This is a genomic window from Pseudomonas sp. GV085 (assembly GCF_003050925.1).
Classification (GTDB): Bacteria; Pseudomonadota; Gammaproteobacteria; order Pseudomonadales; family Pseudomonadaceae; genus Aquipseudomonas.
On record NZ_QAOV01000003.1, the window covers coordinates 168530 to 189578 of the forward strand.

A 21049-nucleotide genomic window follows, 5' to 3' on the forward strand; every position below is an offset into this window, starting at 1 on the left:
GGCTCGACCCTTCAATAGTCGAGCTCAGGCGTTGAAACAGTGTGCCAGTCGTTCACACAACTGGCTATCGGCGCACGACCAGATACAAGCCGACCGCCATCATGATGCCGGCCGGCCAGTAAGCCAACTGGTTCAGCGGGCCGCCAGCGGCAAGGATTGCGCCTCCGGCCAGGTGGGCCGTGCCGAGCAGGCGCAGGAACCAGTCATCGCGGCGTCGATGCCACGCTGGCGGCGGGTCGTAGGCGTGGGGTTGGGACATGCGTTCGAGCAGGTCGCGGGCCATGTTGGCCAGGTGCGGGATCTGTTCGAACTGGCTATGCACGTTGCCGAGCAGGGCTTTGGGGCTGACCCGCTCGCGCATCCAGCGTTCGAGGAATGGCTGCGCGGTGTTCCACAGGTCGAGGTCCGGGTACAGCTGGCGGCCGAGGCCTTCGATGTTCAGCAGGGTCTTCTGCAGCAGCACGAGCTGCGGCTGCACTTCCATGTTGAAGCGTCGCGCGGTCTGGAACAGGCGCATCAGCACCTGGCCGAAGGAAATATCCTTCAGCGGTTTTTCGAAGATCGGCTCGCACACCGTGCGGATCGCGGCTTCGAATTCGTTGAGTTTGGTTTCCGCCGGCACCCAGCCCGAATCGATGTGCAACTGCGCCACGCGACGGTAATCGCGCTTGAAGAAGGCGAACAGGTTGCGCGCCAGGTAATCCTGGTCTTCCGGGGTCAGGCTGCCGACGATGCCGCAGTCGATGGCGATGTACTGCGGGCTCCACGGATTCACGGTGCTGACGAAAATATTGCCCGGGTGCATGTCGGCGTGGAAGAAGCTGTCGCGGAACACCTGGGTGAAGAAAATCTCCACGCCGCGTTCGGCGAGCATTTTCATGTCGGTACGCTGGTCGGCCAGGGTCGCCAGATCGGTAACCTGAATGCCGTAGATGCGTTCCATTACCAGCACTTTCGGCCGACACCAGTCCCAATGGACTTGCGGTACGTACAGCAGCGGCGAGCCGTCGAAATTGCGCTTCAACTGGCTGGCGTTGGCTGCTTCGCGCAGCAGATCGAGTTCGTCGTAGATGGTTTTTTCGTAATCGCTGACCACGTCCACCGGGTGCAGCAGGCGCGCATCGGCCGAGAGTTTTTCGGCGGCGCGAGCGAGGATGAACAGCCATGCCAGGTCCTGGGCGATCACCGGTTTGAGACCAGGGCGGATCACCTTGACCACGACTTCTTCACCGGTTTTCAGTTGCGCGGCATGCACCTGCGCCACTGAGGCCGAGGCCAGCGGTTCGACATCGAAACGGCTGAACACTTCGCTGATTTTCTTGCCGAGTTGTTCTTCGATCAGCTTCACCGACACTTGCGAGTCGAACGGCGGAACGCGGTCCTGCAGCTTCATCAGTTCGTCGGCGATGTCTTCGGGCAACAGGTCGCGGCGGGTGGACAGGATCTGTCCGAACTTGATGAAAATCGGCCCCAGGTCCTGCAACGCCAGGCGCAAGCGCGCGCCACGGCTCAGGTCCAGGGTCTTGCGCGGGAACCAGCGCCACGGCAGGACATAACGCAGCGCCCGCAGGAACCAGGGCAGTGGCAGGGCGAACAGCAGGTCATCGAGGCGGTAGCGGATCACGACGCGCTGGATGCGCAACAAACGGCGGACGGCAAGCAGCTTCATGCGTTATCGCTTGGGTCGAGGGATCGGGAAAGGCGCTCGAAACGCGCCTCGAGACGTTCCAGATCAAGCTTGATCTGGTCCAGTTCACTGAATCGGGCTTCGGCTTCGCGCTGACCGACCAGGGTGCGCGACTCTTCGGCCAGGTACTCGCCCAGGTTCTGGCCCAGGCTGGCAAAGCCTTGCTGATACCAGCGGGCGCGGCTGCGCAGGTGACCGCCGACCAGTTGCGTGGCCACAGGGCCCAGCACGCGTGCGAGTTCGTACTCCCAGTCCAGCTCCAGGTCCTGGAGGATCGCCGCCAGTTCCAGCAGCACGCCGCTGTCGCCGTCGAGTTCGACTTCAGGGGTGTGCAGAACAGAAGTCTTGTCCTTGCTCATGGCCAGTTTCAGCAGGCTCGAAGCCGGTGCACGCAAGGTGCAGTCGGCGCCGGTTTCCCACTGGGAAGCGAGCATCAGGCCATCGTCGCTGGGCAGGATGAACAGTTGCAGCGCCGGGCTGCGGCAATCGACGGCAATCACTTTGCCGGTCAAATGCGCCAGCCGCGGCAGCGCCGTGCTGTCGAGACGCAGCACCCGGTTCAGGCCGAGTTCAACGCTGGCGAGCAGGCCGGCGAGCAGCATCAGGGCTTGATGCCACGGTGCAGGGCGACGATGCCTGCGGTCATGTTGTGATAGGTCACGCGGTCGAAACCGGCCTCGACCATCATCGACTTCAGGGTTTCCTGATTCGGGTGCATGCGGATCGATTCGGCCAGGTAGCGATAGCTTTCCGAGTCGTTGGTGATCAGCTTGCCCATCAGCGGCATGAAGGCGAACGAGTAGGCGTCGTAGGCCTTGGACATCAGCGCGTTGGTCGGCTTGGAGAACTCCAGCACCAACAAGCGGCCGCCAGGCTTGAGCACGCGCAGCATCGAGCGCAGCGCATCTTCCTTGTGGGTCACGTTGCGCAGGCCGAAGGCGATGGTCACGCAGTCGAAATGGTTGTCCGGGAACGGCAGTTTTTCCGCATCGGCCTGGACGAATTCAACGTTGCCGGACACACCGAGGTCCAGCAGGCGGTCACGACCGACCTTGAGCATGGATTCGTTGATGTCGGCCAACACGACCTGGCCGGTCGGGCCTACCAGATGCGAGAACTTGCGGGTCAGGTCGCCGGTACCGCCGGCGATATCCAGCACGCGGTTGCCGGTGCGCACGCCCGACAGCTCGATCGCGAAACGCTTCCACAGACGGTGCATGCCGCCCGACAGAAGGTCGTTCATCAGGTCGTACTTGGCGGCTACCGAATGGAAGACCTCAGCGACTTTTTCCGCTTTCTGGCTTTCCGGAACGTTTTTGAAGCCGAAGTGAGTGGTGGGTTCGGCATCGCTGCCTTTGCGCTGATCAGTCATATCGCTGTCACCAAAAGAGAATGCGCGACATTCTAATCCCCAAGGCATGCTTTGTCTTGGCAAGGCTGAAGGTAAGATGGGTAACCATCGGGACGTTTTGACGCAGCAGGGGTCAAGATGCCTCGGGAAAGCATTCATAAAGCAGGAGTCATTCGATGGCCCGTATTAGTGTTGAACGTGCCCATGGCCTGGGTAAGGAAGCGGCTCGCGAGAAGGCCGACAAGCTGGCGCAGAAACTTTCCGATCAGTATGGCCTGGAGCCGCAGTGGTCCGGCGACACCCTGAACCTCAAACGCTCGGGTGTGAAGGGCGCGGTGCATGTCGCCGAGGATTCGATTCGCGTCGAAGTGGAACTGGGCCTGATGATGTCGGCCATGAGCGGCATGATCAAAGCGGAAATCGAAAAGGCGCTGGATAAGGTCCTGGTCTGATTCCCGATTGAAATCACATCCCTTGTAGGAGTGAGCCTGCTCGCGATGACGGAATGTCAGCCAACATCAATGTTGACTGGTTAACCGCAATCGCGAGCAGGCTCACTCCTACATTTTTTATGTGGCGCGCCCGACGGTTTATGTCATTTGTTAGGGTGCCGTTTCTAATTTTTCTCCCTACTTTGTGCCAGTGCCCGACACTTGTCCGGGCGGTTCCTCAAACCTTCTGCGCGTGAGGTGCACCATGGCCAAAGTTATATTGAAGAAAAAAATCGATCCGTCGACCGGCACGCCGAGCGACGTCAAATCCTATGCCCGCAAGATCTGGCTGGCAGGCCTGGGTGCCTACGCCAAGATCGGCCAAGAGGGCAGCGAGTACTTTCAAGAACTGATCAAGGCCGGTCAGGTTGTTGAAAAGAAAGGCAAAAAGGTAGTTGCCGAGAAACTGGAAGCGGCCAATGCCGAAATTGATGAAGCCAAGAGTGAAGTCAGCACTTTCAAAGGCCGTGTCGAAGTTCAACTCGACAAGGTCGAGAAGGCGTTCGACACGCGTGTCGCAAGTGCCTTGAATCGTATCGGCATTCCGTCTAAACATGACGTTGAGACACTCTCTGCTAAGCTCGATGAGCTGACGGCATTGCTCGAACGTGTCGCGCGTAAATCTTAAGGAGAACGGGATGGCTGTTAAAAAGAAAACCGAAAAAGAAGGCAGCTCGTGGATCGGGAAGGTTGAAGAATATTCCCGAAAAATCTGGCTGGCTGGTTTAGGCGTGTACTCGAAGATCGACACTGACGGCAGCAAGCTCTTCGATACATTGGTTAAGGACGGCGAGAAAGCCGAGAAGCTCACCAAGAGCGCTGTTGGCAAGACTGTCGACGCCGCCAAGGACTCGGCTTCCTCGGCCAAGTCGCGCATCAGCGGCGTGAAAGATCGCGCACTGGGCAAGTGGGATGAGCTGGAAGGCGCTTTTGACAAGCGTCTGAACAGCGCCATTTCGCGTCTGGGCGTGCCGAGCCGCAACGAAGTCAAGGCACTGCACAGCAAGGTCGAAACACTGACCAAGCAAATCGAAAAACTGACCGGTGCCAAGGTTGCGCCTGTTGCGGCGAAAACCGCGGCGGCCAAACCTGCTGCCAAGACTGCCGCCGCCAAGCCAGCAGCCAAAACTGCTGCCAAGCCACTGGCAAAAGCGGCGGCCAAGCCTGCTGCTAAAACCGCTGCTGCAAAACCTGCAGCGGCGAAGCCAGCAACCAAGCCAGCCGCTAAAACGGCTGCGGCAAAACCAGCTGCTGCCAAGCCAGCAGCCAAACCCGCTGCGGCGAAAAAACCTGCAGTGAAAAAGCCGGCAGCTCCAAAAGCCGCCGCGCCAAAACCAGCAGTGGCGGCTGCCAAACCGGCGACCCCGGCAGCTCCGGTCAGCGCATCGAACTCCGCTGCCGCGCCAACCCCTGCTGTCACCCCGACTGCCGCGCCAACTCCATCGACGCCAACCAGTCAGTCCTGATTTTCAGGGCTCAAGAAAACGCCCGGCCTGTGAAGGTCGGGCGTTTTTGTTTGTGCGGAATTTGAGAGCACCACAGACCCACTGTAGGAGCGAGCTTGCTCGCGAAAAAGGTACAGCCGACGCTACTCGGCGCCTGCAATACCATCGCGAGCAAGCTCGCTCCTACAGGGTTAGTTGCGGTCAGGGTTATTCATGGTCTTTCAGATACTCCATCGCCATCTGTTCGGTCGCAGCCTTCATCGACGGCAGCAAGTGTGGCGCCACCAGCATCATGATCTGGTAAACCACCAGCCGCACCTCGCCTTCGCGATCGAGAATCCGCTGGTAATCCAGTGAGAACAGCAGGGTCAGGGTGATCTGCTCCACCAGTTGCCCCAATGCCTGGGTATCGCTGACCAACAGCCCTTGCGCCTGTAATCGTGCCAGCAGCGATGCCAGTGTGCGCTTGAGTGCATTGAGCAGATTGCGAATGCCTTTGGCCAGTTTCGGCAGGCGTCCGGCGAGGTTCGACAGATCCTGGAACAGGAACCGGTAGTGGGACAGGCGCTCGACGATCAGGTGCAGGAACAGCCAGTAATCTTCGGGTGCCAGTTCGACATCGGCCGGTGGATCGAGCAAGGGCGCCAGTTCGCCCTGAAAGCGCTCGAACAGCCCGAGAATCAGCGGTTCCTTGCCGTGGAAGTGGTAATAGAGGTTGCCCGGGCTGATGCCCATTTCATTGGCAACTTCCATGGTGGAGACATTCGGTTCGCCCTTTTGATTGAACAACTGCAGGGCACATTCGAGGATCCGGTCGCGGGTTTTCATCCAGTCTTCTTAATGATCGGGTCTTGCCACGGCCGGCAGAGGCCGCGGCGCGTTCAACGTCAGCGCACGCGCACGTAAGTACCGGGTGCTGCCTCCATCGGTGGGTAGTTCTGGTTGCCAAGCGCCATGTGGGTTTCCTTCTGCGCGCCGGAGCGTTCCTGAATCCAGCCCAGCCATTGGGTCCACCAACTGCCATCGACACGCTTGGCGTCGTAGTACCAGGCTCGTGGGTCGCTGCTCAGTTTGCCGTTCTCGACGTAGTTGGCTTTCGGGTTGTTCGGCGGGTTGAGGATGCTCTGCACATGACCGCTGTTGGACAGCACGAAGCGGCGCTCACCACCGAGCAGCAGCGTAGAGCGATACACCGCATCCCACGGTGTGATGTGATCGTTGATGCCGGCGACGCTGAAGCTGTCGACGGTGACCTTCTGCAAATCGATCGGCGTGCCACACACTTCCAGCCCGCCCGGGTGGGTCAGCGGGTTGTGCTTGAAGAAGTCCAGCAGGTCGCCGTGCAGGGCGGCCGGCAAACGCGTGTTGTCGTTGTTCCAGTAGAGTATGTCGAACGCCGGTGGCTCCTTGCCCAACAGGTAGTTGTTGACGAAGTAGCTCCAGATCAAATCATTGGGGCGCATCCAGGCGAAGACCTTGGCCATGTCGCGGCCATCCAGCACACCTTTCTGATAGGAGCGGCGCTTGGCTGCCTCCAGAGTCTGTTCGTCGGCGAACAGCGAAACGGGGCCGTCCAGTTGGCTGTCGAGCAGGCTCACCAGATAGGTCGCGCTGGACACCCTGCGCAGCTGCCGTTTGGCCTGCAAGTGGCCTTGCAATGCGGCAATGGTCAGCCCGCCGGCGCAGGCGCCCATCAGGTTGACCTCGCGTGCGCCGGTGATCGCCCGGCAGACATTCATGGCCTCTTCCACGGCTTCCACGTAGGTCGAGAGCCCCCATTCGCGGTGACGCACATCCGGATTGCGCCAGCTGATGATGAAGGTTTGCAGGCCGTTTTTGAGGGCGAACTGGACGAAGCTGTTGTGGGGGCTGAGGTCGAAAATGTAGTACTTGTTGATTTGCGGCGGTACCACCAGCAAGGGCTTGGAATACTGCTTTTCGCTCATCGGCTTGTACTGGATCAACTCCAGCAGTTCGTTGCGAAACACCACGGCACCGGTGGTGGTGGCGACCGTCTTGCCGACCTCGAACGCTTGCTTGGTGACTTGTCGGGGCAGGCCATCGTTGTGCAGCAGATCGTCCACCAAATGGCTGATGCCACGCACCAGGCTGTTACCGCCGGAATTGAAAAGTTCCTTGACCGCCAGTGGATTGAGCAGGGTGTTGGAGGGCGATACGGCGTCGTTGAGCAAGGCGAAAGCGAAGTGGGCGCGGGCACGGTCGTCCGGGCTCATGTTGCTCTCGTCGATCCAGCTTTTGACCTGCTTCTGCCAACTTAAATAGGCCTGCAGGCTGCGGCGATAAAACGGGTTGAGGCTCCACGCCGGGTCGGCGAAGCGAGCGTCCTGCGGGTTGGTCGGGTGCAGGGTTTCACCCAGCAGCACGCGGCCAAGCTGACCACCGAGCTTGAGGGCATGTCGGGCGCTGTGCACCGGATTGCGCAAGCCATGGGCGGCCACACTGCGCAGGGTCGACAACAGATCCCGGCCGCGCAGTCCGGTAATCGCACTCTGTGCATTGATGAACGCGGCGGGAGTCGGTAGGGAATCCCTCGCTGGTTTCTCGCGCATGAGTCAACACTCCTTCGTCTTCAAGCCAAAAAACAAATTCACCGAACCAGAACACCATAGACGCTGTAACGGGTTGTTGCGCGGCGCGGCGTCCTGCCGACCGCTGATGCAGCGCTTTAGCCGCCCAATGGCGCCGGACGCGGATGCATCACCGCACGCTGGCGCTCCTCTTCCAGGAATTTCATGATGATCGGGGCCACCGCTTCGGCTCGGGTAATCAGGAACAAATGCCCGTCATCGATGATGTGCAGCTGGGCGTTGGGAATGCGCCAGGCCAGCAAGCGCATGTTGACCAACGGGATCAGTGGGTCATCGTCGCCGGCCAGTACCAGGGTCGGCTGACGGATCTTGTGCAACCAGTGAATGCTGGTCCAGCCGAGGCCGGCGAACAGCTGCCAGTAGTAACCGAGCTTGCCCGCTGAACGCACCTTGGCCGCATGGCTCGCGGCCAGCGTCGGGTCGCGACGGAAAGAGCCGCCGTAGATCATCGGCGCGATGCGGATCACGTGGGATGGCTGGATGTAACGTCGCGGGCTGGCCATCATCCACAGCACTTTCGGCTTGCCCGGCACCATCACCGCTCCCGCCGCCGTCGCCGCCAGCACGAGTTTCTTGCAGCGCTCCGGGTAGTCGTAAGCGAACTGTTGGGCCAGGGCGCCACCCCAGGACACACCGATGACGTTGACCTGCCCGTAGTCGAGATAGTCGAGCATCCGCGCCGTGAGTTTCGCCAGGCTCGGAAAACGATACGGCCGGTTCGGCGTCGACGAACCACCGACACCGGGTACGTCGAAGGCGATGACTTCCAGGTCCGGATCCAGCGCCGCGATGAACGGGAACACCAGCTCCAGGTTGGCGCCGATGCCGTTGAAAATCAGCAGGGGCGTCAAGTGAGGCTTGCCGGGGCGTACCGCCGTGCGGAGCGTCTGGCCATCCAGGTCGACGGTACGGAATATGAAGGGTTGCGGCATGCTTCAGGCCCTGTGGGTCGCTTTCTCGAATTCTTCCCTGTCCCTCCTGTAGGGGCAGCCGGTCGACGCTCGATTGCTCGCGAAAAACGCAAAGGCAACGCATTTATCCAGACAGCACGCGTTATCGTTGACGTTCATCGCGAGCGAGCTCGCTCCTACAAGGGGCGAGGTGTGTCAGTTACCGCTCATGCACATAGGTGCCTGGCGCCGCCTCACCCGCTGGATAGGCCTTGTTGCCCAATTTCAGCGGAGCTTTTTTCAGGTTGCCTGAACGTTGTGCCTGCCATGCCTGCCAGTGCAGCCACCAGGAGTCGGCATGCTTGGTTGACTCTTCCTGCCATTCATCGGCATTGGCGGGCATTTCGGTGCTGGTCATGTAACGCGATTTCGGATTGCCCGGCGGGTTCAGAATGCTCTGGATGTGCCCGCTGCTGGACAGCACGAATTCAACGTTGCCGCCGAACAGTTGCGCCGATTTGTAGCAGGAACGCCACGGGGTGATGTGGTCGTTGGTGCCGGCCAGCGAGAAGATGTCGGCGGTGACTTTCTTCAGGTCGATCGGCGTGCCGCACACTTCCAGTGCATCGGCCCGGGTCAACGGGTTACTTTTGAACATCTCGATCAGGTCGCCGTGGAACGCGGCGGGTAATCGGGTGGTGTCGTTGTTCCAGAACAGAATGTCGAACACCGGCGGTTCATTGCCCAACAGGTAGTTGTTGACCCAGTAGTTCCAGATCAGGTCGTTGGGGCGCATCCAGGCGAAGACTTTCGCCATGTCGCGGCCTTCGAGGACGCCGGCCTGGTAGGAGTGACGCTTGGCGGCTTCAAGGGTTTGCTCGTCGACGAACAGGGCCACGTCGCTGTCCAGAGTGGTGTCGAGCACGCTGACCAGCAGGGTCAGGGCATTGACCTTGCTCTCGCCGATTGCCGCGTAGTGGCCCAGCAGCGCGGTGCAGGTGATGCCGCCGGAGCAGGCGCCGAGCATGTTCACGTCTTTGCTGCCGGTAATGGCGGTGACCACATCGACCGCTTCCTTGAGCGCTTCGATGTAGGTCGACAGACCCCACTCGCGCTGCTCCTTGGTCGGGTTGCGCCAGCTGACGATGAAGGTTTGCACGTTGTTGCGCAGGCAGAACCGCGCCAGGCTCTTGTCCGGGCTCAGGTCGAAGACGTAGAACTTGTTGATCTGCGGCGGTACCACCAGCAGTGGGCGTTCATGCACCTGCTCGGTGATCGGCTTGTACTGGATCAGCTCCAGCACGTCGTTGCGAAAGACCACCGCACCCTCGGTCACGCCGAGGGTCTTGCCGACCTCGAAGGCGCCCATGTTGACCTGGCTCGGCATACCGCCGTTGTGCACAAGGTCCTTGGCCAGGTGCGAGAGACCATCGAGCAGGCTTTTACCGCCGGTTTCGAAGAAACGCTTGACCGCCGCGGGGTTGGCCGCTGTGTTGGTCGGCGCGAAAGCTTCGGTCATGAGGTTGATCACGAAGTGCCCGCGACTGACATCCTTGGCTGGCAGGTTACTGTCGTCGATCCAGGCGTGGAGTTCCTTGCGCCACGCCAGGTAGGTTTGCAGATAACGTTTGTAGAGCGGGTTCTGGCTCCAGGCCGGATCCGCGAAGCGACGGTCATCGCTGGTCGGTTGCAGCTCGGATTTGCCGAACAGTACGTTCTTGAGTTCAAGGCCGAAATGCGCAACATGCTTCGCACTGTGCACGGGTTGCCTGATGGCCTGCCTGAGTACCATGCGAGCAGATGCCAGTAGATCCTTTCCACGCAGCCCAACGACAGGATTCAGGCCCAAGGTGTTTTCCGAGGCCTGATACTTCAAGTCATCGTTATTCTGTTTACTCATCTACGACGCTCCATTGTCCTGAGACGAGTACCGGGTCCTGCTGTGCAGTCACACAGCCAATGCCAGGTACTACTGCTCGGGGTGACCGTTAATACTGCACCGCTGCTTTTTTAATGCAGAGAGCACTGCAGGGAACTTGCCAGTTCCATTGGTTACCCGAGTTTAATTTTTTTCGCAAGCAGGCCAGTCGGTGGCCCTGAAGCGGAGCATTCAAACAGATGAAATTAGAAAATGCCCTCTAAAGAGCGAGAGGCTCGGATTAGAGCATCAGCTTGACGACGGATTCGTTCGGGTCGCGAGTTTTTCCGGCGGCTTTGAGCTCGGCCAGATAATCATCCCAGAGTGCGTCATAACGTCGCCCCAGCTCGTACAGATATTCCCAGGTGAACAAGCCACTGTCGTGACCGTCATCGAAGGTCAGTTTCAGTGCGTACTGACCGGCCGGTTCTACCTTGGTCAGGCCTACGTTGATCTTGCCAAATTGCAGGATGGGTTTGCCGTGGCCCTGGACCTCGGCGGAAGGAGAGTGCACGCGCAGGAACTCCGCGGACAGGGTGTATTCCTCGCCGGACGCGTATTTGAGCGTCAGGGTTTTCGAGGCTTTGTGCAGCTTGATGTCGGTGGGGAGTTGGGTCATGAGCGCCGTTCCGTTGTGGATGGAACCCTGTAGGAGCGAGCCTGCTCGCGATGGTGTGTCAGTCGACATCAATGCAACTGACCGACCATCGCGAGCAGGCTCGCTCCTACAAGTATGGCTTACAGGATATAACGAGACAGGTCTTCGTTCTGCGCCAATTCGCCCAGGTGGCTGTTGACGTAGTCGGCGTCGATCTGGATCACCTTGTCGTCATGGGCGCTGGCCAGGTCGCCGGCGCTGAACGACACCTCTTCGAGCAGGCGCTCGAGCAGGGTGTGCAGGCGACGGGCACCGATGTTTTCGGTTTTCTCGTTGACCTGCCAGGCGATCTCCGCGATGCGCTTGATGCCGCTCGGCAGGAACTCGATGCCCAGGCCTTCGGTTTTCAGCAGGGCGCAATATTGCTCGGTGAGCGAGGCGTGCGGTTCGCTGAGGATGCGTTCGAAGTCTTCCGGGCTCAGTGCCTTGAGTTCAACACGAATCGGCAGACGACCTTGCAGTTCTGGTACCAGGTCGCTCGGCTTGCTCAGGTGGAACGCACCGGAAGCAATGAACAGGATGTGGTCGGTCTTGACCATGCCCAGTTTGGTATTGACGGTGCAGCCTTCGATCAGCGGCAGCAAGTCGCGCTGTACGCCTTCGCGGGACACATCGATGCCACCGGAATTGCCACGCTTGGCGACCTTGTCGATTTCGTCGATGAACACGATGCCGTGCTGCTCGACCGCTTCCAGCGCCTTGGCCTTCAACTCTTCATCGTTGACCAGACGGCTGGCCTCTTCATCGCGCACCAGCTTGAGCGCTTCCTTGACCTTGAGCTTGCGGCTCTTGTGCTTGCCCTTGCCCATGTTGGCGAACAGGCTTTGCAGCTGGTTGGTCATCTCTTCCATGCCCGGTGGCGCGGAGATATCGACGCCAGCCATTTCGGCGACTTCGATTTCGATCTCCTTGTCGTCCAGCTGACCTTCGCGCAGGCGCTTGCGGAACAACTGACGGGTGTTGGAGTCGGCAGTCGGGGCATCGTCACTACTGAAGCCCATGCGTGCCGGTGGCAGCAGTGCGTCGAGGATGCGCTCTTCTGCAGCGTCTTCGGCGCGGTGGCGAACCTTGACGATTTCCTGCTCGCGCAGCAGCTTGATCGCGGCATCGGCCAGGTCACGAATGATCGATTCGACGTCGCGGCCGACATAGCCGACTTCGGTGAACTTGGTCGCTTCGACCTTGATGAACGGTGCGTTGGCCAGTTTTGCCAGGCGACGGGCGATCTCGGTTTTACCGACACCGGTCGGGCCGATCATCAGGATGTTCTTTGGCGTGACTTCAACGCGCAGCTCTTCAGGCAGCTGCATGCGGCGCCAGCGGTTACGCAGGGCAATGGCGACGGCGCGCTTGGCATCATCCTGGCCGATGATGTGGCGGTTGAGTTCGTGGACGATTTCACGGGGAGTCATGGGCATGATATTCGGTGGACCTCAAGCAAGAATGGGCCGTGGTGCGGTGGCTGCACGGGCTTACTCGGCGCAGTCCTGCTCCTCAATGGTCTGAGTGTGATTGGTGAATACGCAGATGTCGGCGGCGATGCCGAGGGCGGTTTCGACGATTTCCCGGGCCGACAGATCAGTCTTTTTCAGCAGCGCACTGGCCGCGGCCTGGGCGTAACCGCCGCCGGAACCCATGGCAATCAGGCCTTCCTCAGGTTCGACCACGTCGCCGTTGCCGGTGATGATCAGGGAGGCGTCTTTGTTGGCGACGGCGAGCATGGCTTCGAGGCGGCTCAGGGAGCGGTCGGTGCGCCATTCTTTGGCAAGTTCGACGGCGGCGCGCACCAGGTGGCCCTGATGTTTCTCAAGTTGGCCTTCGAAGCGTTCGAAGAGGGTAAAGGCGTCAGCGGTGGCACCGGCAAAACCGGCGATGACCTGGCCGTGGTACAGGCGGCGAACTTTTTTCGCGTTGCCTTTCATCACGGTATTGCCAAGGGAAACCTGGCCGTCACCGCCCATGACGACTTTGCCATGGCGGCGAACTGAAACGATGGTGGTCAAGGGAAGAGTCTCCACGCAGCGAGGCGAAAATGCCTTATGCCCATTCATATGGGGGTGCTGGAGTGGATTTCAACTGCGGGGCGAGACGAGGGACGAATGGTGTGAATCGAGTTCTGGATATAGTGCCCTTTCAGGCGCATTCGCTGGCAAGCCAGCTCCTACAGGGTTTGTCGAATATTCTGTAGGAGCTGGCTTGCCAGCGAAGAACGATGACGCGGTGGTTCTGACGGGATCAGCGGCTCTGGCGTTGTTGTAACAACAGATTGCTGAAACCCGCACCGGCCAATTGTTTCTGCGCCGTGGTCAGTTGTTCCCGGTTACTGAACGGACCGACCAGCACCCGATACCAGGTTTCATCCTTCACCGTGCCCGATTCAACCGCTACAGCCTGACCCAGCAGGATGATCTGCGCCCGAACCTTGTCCGCATCAGTCTCTTTGCGGAACGAGCCAGCCTGCAGGAAAAACTTCGTCACCGGCGCCGCCTTGACCGCAGGTGCGGGTGGCGGCGTGATCCCGGCCAGGGCTGCCTGGGCGCGAGCCGTATCGATCTTCGCCGCTTCGGCCGGGGTGACCGGCGTGGTCGGGATGACCGGCACTTGTGGCGTCGGCAGGGTTTTTTCCGGCACGGCATCCGGCGGCACGATGACTTCCGATTCCGGAAGCAAGGTGTAGAAGTCGTACTTTGGCTTCACCGGTTGCGTCGGGCTCGGCGGGGTCTTGTTGGCCTCGGCGATCTTGCTGGCTTTCTGCTGTTGCTGTTGTTCGACCTTTTCGCGCTTGACCGTGTCGCTGCCCTTGCCCGGCTCCAGCTTCATCAGAAATACGATGAAGGCGCCGACCGTCAGGCCGATGGCCATCCACAGCCAGCCCGGGATCGGTTGCTTTGCAGGAGCTTGGTAACGGCTGGCGCCACGCTTGGGTGCAGGTTTTTTCTTGGCAGCCAACTTACATACGCTCCAGAGTTTCCAGGCCCAAGAGTTCCAGGCCTTGCTTGAGAGTGCGTCCGGTCAGTGCGGCGAGGCGCAGACGGCTCTGCATTTGTGCCGGGGTATCGGCGGCGAGGATCGGGCAGTTCTCGTAGAAGCTGGAGAACAGGCCCGCGACGTCGTACAGGTAAGTGCAAAGGATGTGCGGGGTGCCTTTTTCGGACACGTTGTTCAGGATTTCACCGAACTGCGCGAGCTTCGCCGCCAGCTCGTGTTCGTGCGCCGCTTCCAGAACGATCTGGCCGTCGACTTCGCTGAAGTCCTTGCCGAGTTTGCGGAACACGCCGGCCACGCGGGTGTAGGCGTACAGCAGGTACGGCGCGGTGTTGCCTTCGAAATTGAGCATCAGGTCGAAGTTGAAGCTGTAGTCACTGGTGCGGTGCTTGGACAGGTCGGCGTATTTCACCGCGCCAATGCCCACGACCTTGGCGATGTTGCGCAGTTCGGCTTCGGCAAGCTCCGGGTTCTTGTCCTTGACCAGGGTGTAGGCGCGTTCCTGGGCTTCGGTCAGCAGGTCGATCAGCTTCACGGTGCCGCCATCGCGGGTCTTGAACGGGCGGCCGTCAGCGCCGTTCATGGTGCCGAAGCCCATGTGTTCCATTTCCATCGGATGGGTCACGAAGCCGGCCTTGCGCGCCACGGCGAACACTTGCTGAAAGTGCAGGGCCTGACGCTGGTCGACGAAGTACAGCGCACGATCGGCCTTGAGCTTGCCGCTGCGGTAACGCACGGCCGCCAGGTCGGTGGTGGCGTAGAGGTAGCCGCCGTCAGCCTTGACGATGATCACCGGCAGCGGGTCGCCATCGGCATTCTTGAATTCGTCGAGGAACACGCACTGGGCGCCGTTGCTCTCGACCAGCATGCCCGCCGCCTTCAAGTCGTTGACCACGTTGATCAGGTCGTCGTTGTAGGCGCTTTCGCCCATCACGTCGGCCATGGTCAGTTTGACGTTGAGCAGTTCGTAGATCTTCTGGCAGTGGGACAGCGAGATGTCCTTGAACTTGGTCCACAGTGCCAGGCAATCGGCGTCGCCGGCCTGCAGCTTGACCACCAGGCCACGGGCGCGGTCGGCGAACTCTGCGGATTCGTCGAAGCGTTGCTTGGCGGCGCGGTAGAAGTTTTCCAGGTCCGACAGTTCGTCGCGGGTGTACGGGTTTTCCTGCAGATAAGCCATCAGCATGCCGAACTGGGTGCCCCAGTCGCCGACGTGGTTCTGACGGATCACGGTGTCGCCGAGGAATTCGAGTACCCGGGCCACGCCGTCGCCGATGATGGTCGAACGCAAGTGGCCGACGTGCATCTCTTTGGCCAGGTTCGGTGCCGACAGATCGACCACGGTGCGCTGTACCGGGCCAGCCTTGCGCACGCCGATGTGGGCGTCGGCCAGGGCGGCGTCCAGGCGGGTCGCCAGGGCGTCGGTGTTCTGGAAGAAGTTCAGGAAGCCGGGACCTGCGATTTCGGTCTTGGCGACGTTTTCGTCGGCCGGCAGCGCAGCGATGATTTTTTCCGCCAGATCGCGGGGCTTCATGCCGGCCGGCTTGGCCAGCATCATGGCGATGTTGCTGGCGAAGTCGCCGTTCTTCTTGTCGCGGGAGTTTTCCACCTGGATCGCCGGCGACAGGCCTTCAGGCAACACACCTTCGTTGACGAGTTGGGTGATGGCTTGTTGGATCAGCTGGCGAATGGTGTCTTTCATGGTCTTCTCTTTCGACCGCAGGCGCGGCGGCGCATCATGCGCTGGTGGAAAAACTGGGCATTATCCGTTGCGAAGACGGGCTTGCCAACCTTAGCAGGCAGGATGTGGATGTGTGGTGACAATTTGGCGGTCTTCGCTGGCAAGCCAACTCCTACAAAGACCCGACGTGACTACTGTAGGAGCTGGCTTGCCAGCGAAGGCAATCTTCCAGTCAATACAAATCTACGGGATCTACATCCAAAGACCAGCGCACCGCCCGTCCGCTCGGCATCTGCTCCAGCACCAGCAACCAATTGGCCAGCAACCGATGCAGCGGTGCCCGCGCCGTAGCCTGCAACAACAACTGCGCACGATAGCGCCCGGCCCGGCGCTCCATCGGTGCCGGGACCGGTCCCAATAGCTCGATTCCCGTCAGATTCTGCTCGGCCAGCAAGCGTTCTGCCTCGCTGCACGCCTCATCCAGGAAGCCTTCGGCCTGACCCGGTTTGTGCGCCTCGGCCCGCAGTAGCGCCAGGTGCGCAAACGGCGGCAAACCGGCCGCACGGCGTTCGCTCAAGGCCTGTTCGGCAAAGGCGAAATAGCCTTGCTCGGTCAATTGCACCAGCAACGGATGGTCGGCCAGGTGCGTCTGGATAATCACTTTCCCCGGCTCTTCGGCGCGGCCTGCGCGGCCCGCGACCTGCACGATCAGCTGAGCCATGCGCTCGCTGGCGCGGAAGTCGCCGGAGAACAGGCCGCCGTCGGCGTCGAGGATCGACACCAGCGTCACCCGTGGAAAGTGGTGACCTTTGGCAAGCATCTGCGTGCCGATCAAAATGCACGGCTGACCTTTTTGAATGGTTGCGAACAATTGGTTCATCGCATCCTTGCGCGATGTGCTGTCGCGGTCGACCCGCAGCACCGGATAGTCCGGGAACAGAATCGCCAGGCGCTCCTCGGCCCGTTCGGTGCCGGCGCCCACGGGGCGCAGATCGACCTTGTTGCACTTGGGGCACTGGCGCGGCACGCGCTCGGCGTAGCCGCAATGGTGGCAGCGCAATTCACCGTGACGCTGGTGCACGGTCATCCGCGCATCGCAACGCTGGCACTCGGACATCCAACCACAGTCATGGCACAACAGGGTCGGGGCGAAGCCGCGGCGGTTGAGGAACACCAGTACCTGCTGCCCGGCAGCCAGGGTCTGTCCAATGGCCTGTTGCATCGGCCCGGAAATGCCGCTGTCCAGCGGACGGCTTTTGACGTCCAGGCGCAGGAAGCGCGGCTGTTTGGCACCGCCGGCGCGCTCGTTCAAGCGCAGCAGCCCGTAGCGGCCGGTGTAGGCGTTGTGCAGGCTTTCCAGCGACGGGGTGGCGGAGCCGAGGACGATCGGGATGTTTTCCTGTCGCGCCCGCACCAGCGCCAGATCGCGGGCGTGATAGCGCAAGCCTTCCTGCTGTTTATAGGAACCGTCGTGTTCTTCGTCGATGATGATCAGGCCGGGGTTCTTCATCGGTGTGAACAGGGCCGAACGGGTGCCAATAATAATGTCGGCCTCACCGTCCCGGGCGGCCAGCCAGGCCTCGAGGCGTTCGCGGTCATTGACCGCCGAATGGATCAACGCGATGCGGGCATTGAACCGCTGTTCAAAGCGCGCCAGGGTCTGTGGGCCGAGGTTGATTTCCGGGATTAGCACCAGTGCTTGCTTGCCAGCCTCCAGAGTTTCGCGGATCAACTGTAAATAGACTTCGGTCTTGCCGCTGCCGGTGACGCCGGCCAGCAGGAACGCGTGATAACTGTCGAAGCCGGCGCGAATCGCCTCATAGGCGGCGCGTTGCTCGGGGTTCAGCGGCAGTTCCGGTTGCGCCAGCCAGTGTTCGTGGCGTACGCCCGGGGCGTGGCGGCGGATCTCGACCTGCACCAGCTCCTTGGCCAGCAGCAAATCCAGACTGTCCTTGCTCAGCATCAGTTTGCTCAGCAACTGATGGGCGACGCCGTGGGGGTGCTGGGCCAGCGTGGCCAGGGCTTCGCGCTGGCGCGGGGCGCGGGCGATGCGCGGATCATCAAAGCTGGCGCCAGGCGCGGCGGACCAGAAGCGCTCCTGGCGCGCTTCGGCCAGTTCACCCTGGCGCAGCAAAACCGGCAGCGCCCAGCTCAGTGTGTCGCCAAGGCTGTGCTGATAATACTGGGAGGTCCACAGGCACAGCTTGAACAGCGCAGGCGGCAGTGGTGGCGTAGCGTCGAGCAGGGCCAGGGCCGGCTTGAGTTTCTCGGCCGGCACTTCGCTGGTATCGGTGACCTCCACCAGAATCCCGATCATCTCGCGCCGGCCGAACGGTACCCGCAGGCGCATGCCAGGGTGCAACTGGGCGCGCAGGACGCCGGCCGGAGCGCGGTAGTCGAACAGGCGGCGCAGCGGCGAAGGCAGGGCGAGGCGCAGAATGGCGTTGGGCACGCGGGGGGATCTCGATCAACAAACAATAGTGGGCATGACATATAACCTGTAGGAGTGAGCCTGCTCGCGATAGCGGTCTTGCATTCAACATTGCGGCGACTGGCAGACCGCTATCGCGAGCAGGCTCACTCCTACAGGGGATCGCGTATTGGGCCGGGAGCCTAGCAGACGACTGGTTTCAGGGACAGCTTGCGTGATCAGGATTGTCTGGTAGAATCCGCGGCCTAATTACGTGCGGTATTCAACAATAGTGTTGGGTGGCGGCACGCTAGCCTGAGGAAGACACCATGAAAGCTGATATCCATCCAGAATACCCGGCAGTTGCTGTTACCTGCAGCTGCGGCAACAAGTTCGAAACCCGTTCGACCTTCGGCAAAGCCCTGGCGATCGACGTTTGCAACGAATGCCACCCGTTCTACACCGGTAAGCAGAAGACTCTGGACACTGGCGGCCGCGTTCAGCGCTTCGCCGACCGTTTCGGTGCTTTCGGCAAGAAAGCTCCAGCTGCTGCAGAGTAAGGTTAAAGAGCCTTATGGGCTTTTCCTTGCTGTTAAAAAAGGCGTCCCTTGCGGGCGCCTTTTTTGTGTCCGCGATTTGGCTGTCTGGCGCCCAGGCGTTTTGCCCGGCACCCAGCGGCTTGACGTCCGTCGCGGTGCAGCGGGTAGTGGACGGCGACACCCTGCGCCTGAGCGATGGCCGCAGCGTGCGCATGATCGGCTTGAACACGCCGGAGCTGGGCAAGAAGGGTCGTTCCGATGAACCATTCGCCGTGGCCGCGCGCAAACGCCTCGAAGCCCTGGTGGCGGCGAGTGACGGGCGGGTTGGGTTGGTGCCTGGCGAAGAAAGCGAGGACCATTACGGCCGCACCCTGGCCCATGTCTACGGTGCCAATGGCGCCAACCTCGAAGCGCAGATGCTCGCCGAAGGCCTGGGTTTTCTGGTGGCCGTGGCGCCGAATGTCGATCTGGTCGCCTGTCAGCAAGCGGCCGAGCGCAGTGCGCGTCAGGCCGGGCTCGGGTTGTGGCGCCAGTCACCTGTACTGAAAGCGGAGCAGATCAGCGCTTCCGGCTTTGCTGTGCTCAGCGGTCGTGTGAGCAAAGTGCAGCGTAATCGCGGCGGCGTTTGGATCGAGTTGCAGGATTCGGTTGTATTACGCGTTGCGCCCAATCTGCTGACGCGTTTCGATGTGAACTCGCTGGAAAGCCTCAAGGGCAAGCAGGTCGAGGCGCGCGGCTGGGTGCTGGATCGCTCGCGCAAAGGCGGTATCAAGGATGGTCAGGCGCGCTGGATGTTGCCCTTGACCGATCCCGCGATGCTGCAAGCGGCGCAGTGATAAAAAATTGTAGACATTTTTTCTGTCAATTGTGAACAGTCCGGCCCTTGTGTGCCGTGGCTCTTGGCCCAAAGTCGTAGGGCCGGGCGCTTGACAGGGGTGACCGGTCAGTCTTGTGGGGACTTTGCGAGGGGCGTATCCTCGCTGACCAGTCTGTCCAACAGTAAAAAGCGGAATGCCAAAATGTCTGATCTGAAAACTGCCGCTCTCGAATATCACGCCAATCCTCGTCCAGGGAAGCTGAGTGTCGAGCTCACCAAGGCCACTGCTACCGCTCGCGACCTGTCGCTGGCCTACAGCCCGGGCGTAGCCGAACCAGTACGCGAGATCGCCCGCGATCCTGAGCTCGCCTACAAGTACACCGGCAAAGGCAACCTGGTTGCAGTTATTTCCGATGGCACCGCGATTCTCGGCCTGGGTAACCTCGGTCCATTGGCTTCCAAGCCAGTGATGGAAGGTAAAGGCGTACTGTTCAAGCGCTTCGCCGGCATCGACGTTTTCGACATCGAAGTCGACTCCGAAAGCCCGCAAGCCTTCATCGACACCGTCAAGCGTATCTCCATTACCTTCGGTGGCATCAATCTGGAAGACATCAAGGCACCAGAGTGCTTTGAAATCGAACGTGCTCTGATCGAGCAGTGCGATATCCCGGTATTCCACGATGACCAGCACGGCACCGCTATCGTGACCGCCGCCGGCATGATCAACGCCCTGGAAATCGCTGGCAAAACCCTGCCGGAAGCCAAGATCGTCTGCCTGGGTGCCGGCGCTGCCGCCATCTCCTGCATGAAGTTGCTGGTGAGCATGGGCGCCAACATCGAAAACATCTACATGGTCGACCGTACCGGCGTGATCCACTCCGGCCGTGACGACCTGAACCAGTACAAGGCTGTGTTCGCTCACGCGACCGACAAGCGCACCCTGGCTGACGCCCTGCAAGGCGCTGACGTGTTCGTAGGCCTGTCCGGTCCGAACCTGCTGAGCGCTGAAGGCCTGCTGTCGATGGCGCCTAACCCGATCGTGTTCGCCTGCTCCAACCCTGATCCGGAAATCGCCCCGGAACTGGCACACGCCACCCGTAACGACGTGATCATGGCCACCGGTCGTTCCGACTACCCGAACCAGGTTAACAACGTACTGGGCTTCCCGTTCATCTTCCGTGGTGCCCTGGACGTTCGCGCCAAGCGCATCAACGAAGAAATGAAAGTGGCTGCGGCCAACGCCCTGCGCGAACTGGCCAAGCTGCCGGTGCCTCAGGAAGTGTGCGACGCCTACGGCGGCATCAAGCTGGAATTCGGTCGTGAGTACATCATTCCGAAGCCAATGGATGCCCGCCTGATCACCCTGATCTCCGATGCTGTGGCCAAAGCCGCCATCGAGACCGGTGTGGCAACCCTGCCGTATCCGAAGAACTACCCGCTGAAAAGCGTGGATGATGTGTTCAACGGCTAAGCCGTTGTAGCGCTTCAACGAAAAGCCCCGGCTTGTGAGAGTCGGGGTTTTTTTGTGCCTGACAGTTTTGCGTCGCCTGTGGGTGCCTCTTCGCTGG

General features: G+C 60.7%; 19 protein-coding genes. 6 read left to right on the plus strand and 13 right to left on the minus strand.

The features are described from left to right. Positions 1 to 64: 64 nt before the first annotated feature. From ubiB to ubiE, 3 genes are read right to left on the minus strand one after another with little or no spacing between them, the layout of a single operon-like run. Positions 65 to 1669 (minus strand): ubiquinone biosynthesis regulatory protein kinase UbiB, encoded by a 1605-nt coding sequence (gene ubiB / locus C8K63_RS07980; RefSeq protein ID WP_108216226.1) that lies wholly within the window; start codon positions 1667 to 1669, stop codon positions 65 to 67. Further along, complete coding sequence (locus C8K63_RS07985; protein ID WP_108216227.1) at positions 1666 to 2289, minus strand: SCP2 domain-containing protein; 624 nt, start codon at positions 2287 to 2289, stop codon at positions 1666 to 1668. The genes ubiB and C8K63_RS07985 overlap by 4 nt, the downstream gene beginning before the upstream one ends. After that, the gene (ubiE, locus tag C8K63_RS07990) at positions 2289 to 3059 is read right to left on the minus strand and encodes a bifunctional demethylmenaquinone methyltransferase/2-methoxy-6-polyprenyl-1,4-benzoquinol methylase UbiE (RefSeq protein WP_008005057.1); all 771 of its coding nucleotides are present in this window, start codon (positions 3057 to 3059) and stop codon (positions 2289 to 2291) included. Before ubiE ends, C8K63_RS07985 begins: the two co-directional genes overlap by 1 nt. A 155-nt stretch (positions 3060 to 3214) precedes the next feature. On the opposite strand from ubiE, the gene C8K63_RS07995 reads away from it, so the two are divergent. From C8K63_RS07995 to C8K63_RS08005, 3 genes are all read left to right on the plus strand, one after another. Further along, entirely contained in the window at positions 3215 to 3490 is a 276-nt protein-coding gene (locus tag C8K63_RS07995) for a polyhydroxyalkanoic acid system family protein (protein WP_108216228.1), read from the plus strand. Between the two features lie 244 nt (positions 3491 to 3734). After that, on the plus strand, positions 3735 to 4157 hold the full coding sequence (locus C8K63_RS08000) for a phasin family protein (RefSeq protein ID WP_108216229.1): 423 nt from the start codon (positions 3735 to 3737) through the stop codon (positions 4155 to 4157). A gap of 10 nt (positions 4158 to 4167) precedes the next feature. Beyond that, positions 4168 to 4995: a phasin family protein gene (locus tag C8K63_RS08005; RefSeq protein ID WP_108216230.1), complete on the plus strand. Its 828-nt coding sequence runs from the start codon at positions 4168 to 4170 to the stop codon at positions 4993 to 4995. A gap of 186 nt (positions 4996 to 5181) precedes the next feature. Here C8K63_RS08005 and C8K63_RS08010 read toward each other — a convergent pair whose 3' ends face one another. The 10 genes from C8K63_RS08010 to C8K63_RS08055 form a co-directional block, all read right to left on the minus strand. After that, positions 5182 to 5802, minus strand: coding sequence for a TetR/AcrR family transcriptional regulator (locus C8K63_RS08010; RefSeq protein WP_108216231.1), 621 nt, complete (start codon positions 5800 to 5802; stop codon positions 5182 to 5184). Positions 5803 to 5861: 59 nt separating this feature from the next. Further along, complete coding sequence (gene phaC, locus C8K63_RS08015) at positions 5862 to 7544, minus strand: class II poly(R)-hydroxyalkanoic acid synthase (protein WP_108216232.1); 1683 nt, start codon at positions 7542 to 7544, stop codon at positions 5862 to 5864. A gap of 116 nt (positions 7545 to 7660) precedes the next feature. Continuing rightward, a complete protein-coding gene (gene phaZ, locus C8K63_RS08020) occupies positions 7661 to 8515 on the minus strand; it encodes a poly(3-hydroxyalkanoate) depolymerase (RefSeq protein WP_108216233.1) in 855 nt (284 codons plus the stop codon). Positions 8516 to 8693: 178 nt separating this feature from the next. Continuing rightward, entirely contained in the window at positions 8694 to 10373 is a 1680-nt protein-coding gene (gene phaC / locus C8K63_RS08025; protein ID WP_108216234.1) for a class II poly(R)-hydroxyalkanoic acid synthase, read from the minus strand. 259 nt (positions 10374 to 10632) lie between these two features. Next, positions 10633 to 11010 (minus strand): gamma-butyrobetaine hydroxylase-like domain-containing protein, encoded by a 378-nt coding sequence (locus C8K63_RS08030; protein WP_108216235.1) that lies wholly within the window; start codon positions 11008 to 11010, stop codon positions 10633 to 10635. Between the two features lie 119 nt (positions 11011 to 11129). Beyond that, positions 11130 to 12467: an HslU--HslV peptidase ATPase subunit gene (gene hslU, locus C8K63_RS08035; protein ID WP_108216236.1), complete on the minus strand. Its 1338-nt coding sequence runs from the start codon at positions 12465 to 12467 to the stop codon at positions 11130 to 11132. A 54-nt stretch (positions 12468 to 12521) separates the two neighbouring features. After that, positions 12522 to 13052, minus strand: coding sequence for an ATP-dependent protease subunit HslV (gene hslV, locus C8K63_RS08040; RefSeq protein ID WP_046031180.1), 531 nt, complete (start codon positions 13050 to 13052; stop codon positions 12522 to 12524). Positions 13053 to 13284: 232 nt separating this feature from the next. Next, the gene (locus tag C8K63_RS08045) at positions 13285 to 13998 is read right to left on the minus strand and encodes an SPOR domain-containing protein (protein ID WP_108216237.1); all 714 of its coding nucleotides are present in this window, start codon (positions 13996 to 13998) and stop codon (positions 13285 to 13287) included. Between the two features lies 1 nt (position 13999). Further along, entirely contained in the window at positions 14000 to 15736 is a 1737-nt protein-coding gene (gene argS, locus C8K63_RS08050) for an arginine--tRNA ligase (RefSeq protein ID WP_108216238.1), read from the minus strand. Positions 15737 to 15947: 211 nt separating this feature from the next. Continuing rightward, positions 15948 to 18167: a primosomal protein N' gene (locus tag C8K63_RS08055; RefSeq protein WP_108216239.1), complete on the minus strand. Its 2220-nt coding sequence runs from the start codon at positions 18165 to 18167 to the stop codon at positions 15948 to 15950. 287 nt (positions 18168 to 18454) lie between these two features. Between C8K63_RS08055 and rpmE the strand changes: the two genes are divergently transcribed. The 3 genes from rpmE to C8K63_RS08070 all read left to right on the plus strand — a co-directional run bounded on the left by rpmE (position 18455) and on the right by C8K63_RS08070 (position 20952). Then, positions 18455 to 18685 (plus strand): 50S ribosomal protein L31, encoded by a 231-nt coding sequence (gene rpmE / locus C8K63_RS08060; RefSeq protein WP_053153366.1) that lies wholly within the window; start codon positions 18455 to 18457, stop codon positions 18683 to 18685. Between the two features lie 14 nt (positions 18686 to 18699). Beyond that, positions 18700 to 19500, plus strand: a complete 801-nt coding sequence (locus C8K63_RS08065) for a thermonuclease family protein (protein ID WP_108216240.1) — start codon at positions 18700 to 18702, stop codon at positions 19498 to 19500. Between the two features lie 183 nt (positions 19501 to 19683). After that, a complete protein-coding gene (locus C8K63_RS08070) occupies positions 19684 to 20952 on the plus strand; it encodes a malic enzyme-like NAD(P)-binding protein (protein WP_095942355.1) in 1269 nt (422 codons plus the stop codon). Positions 20953 to 21049 lie beyond the last annotated feature (97 nt).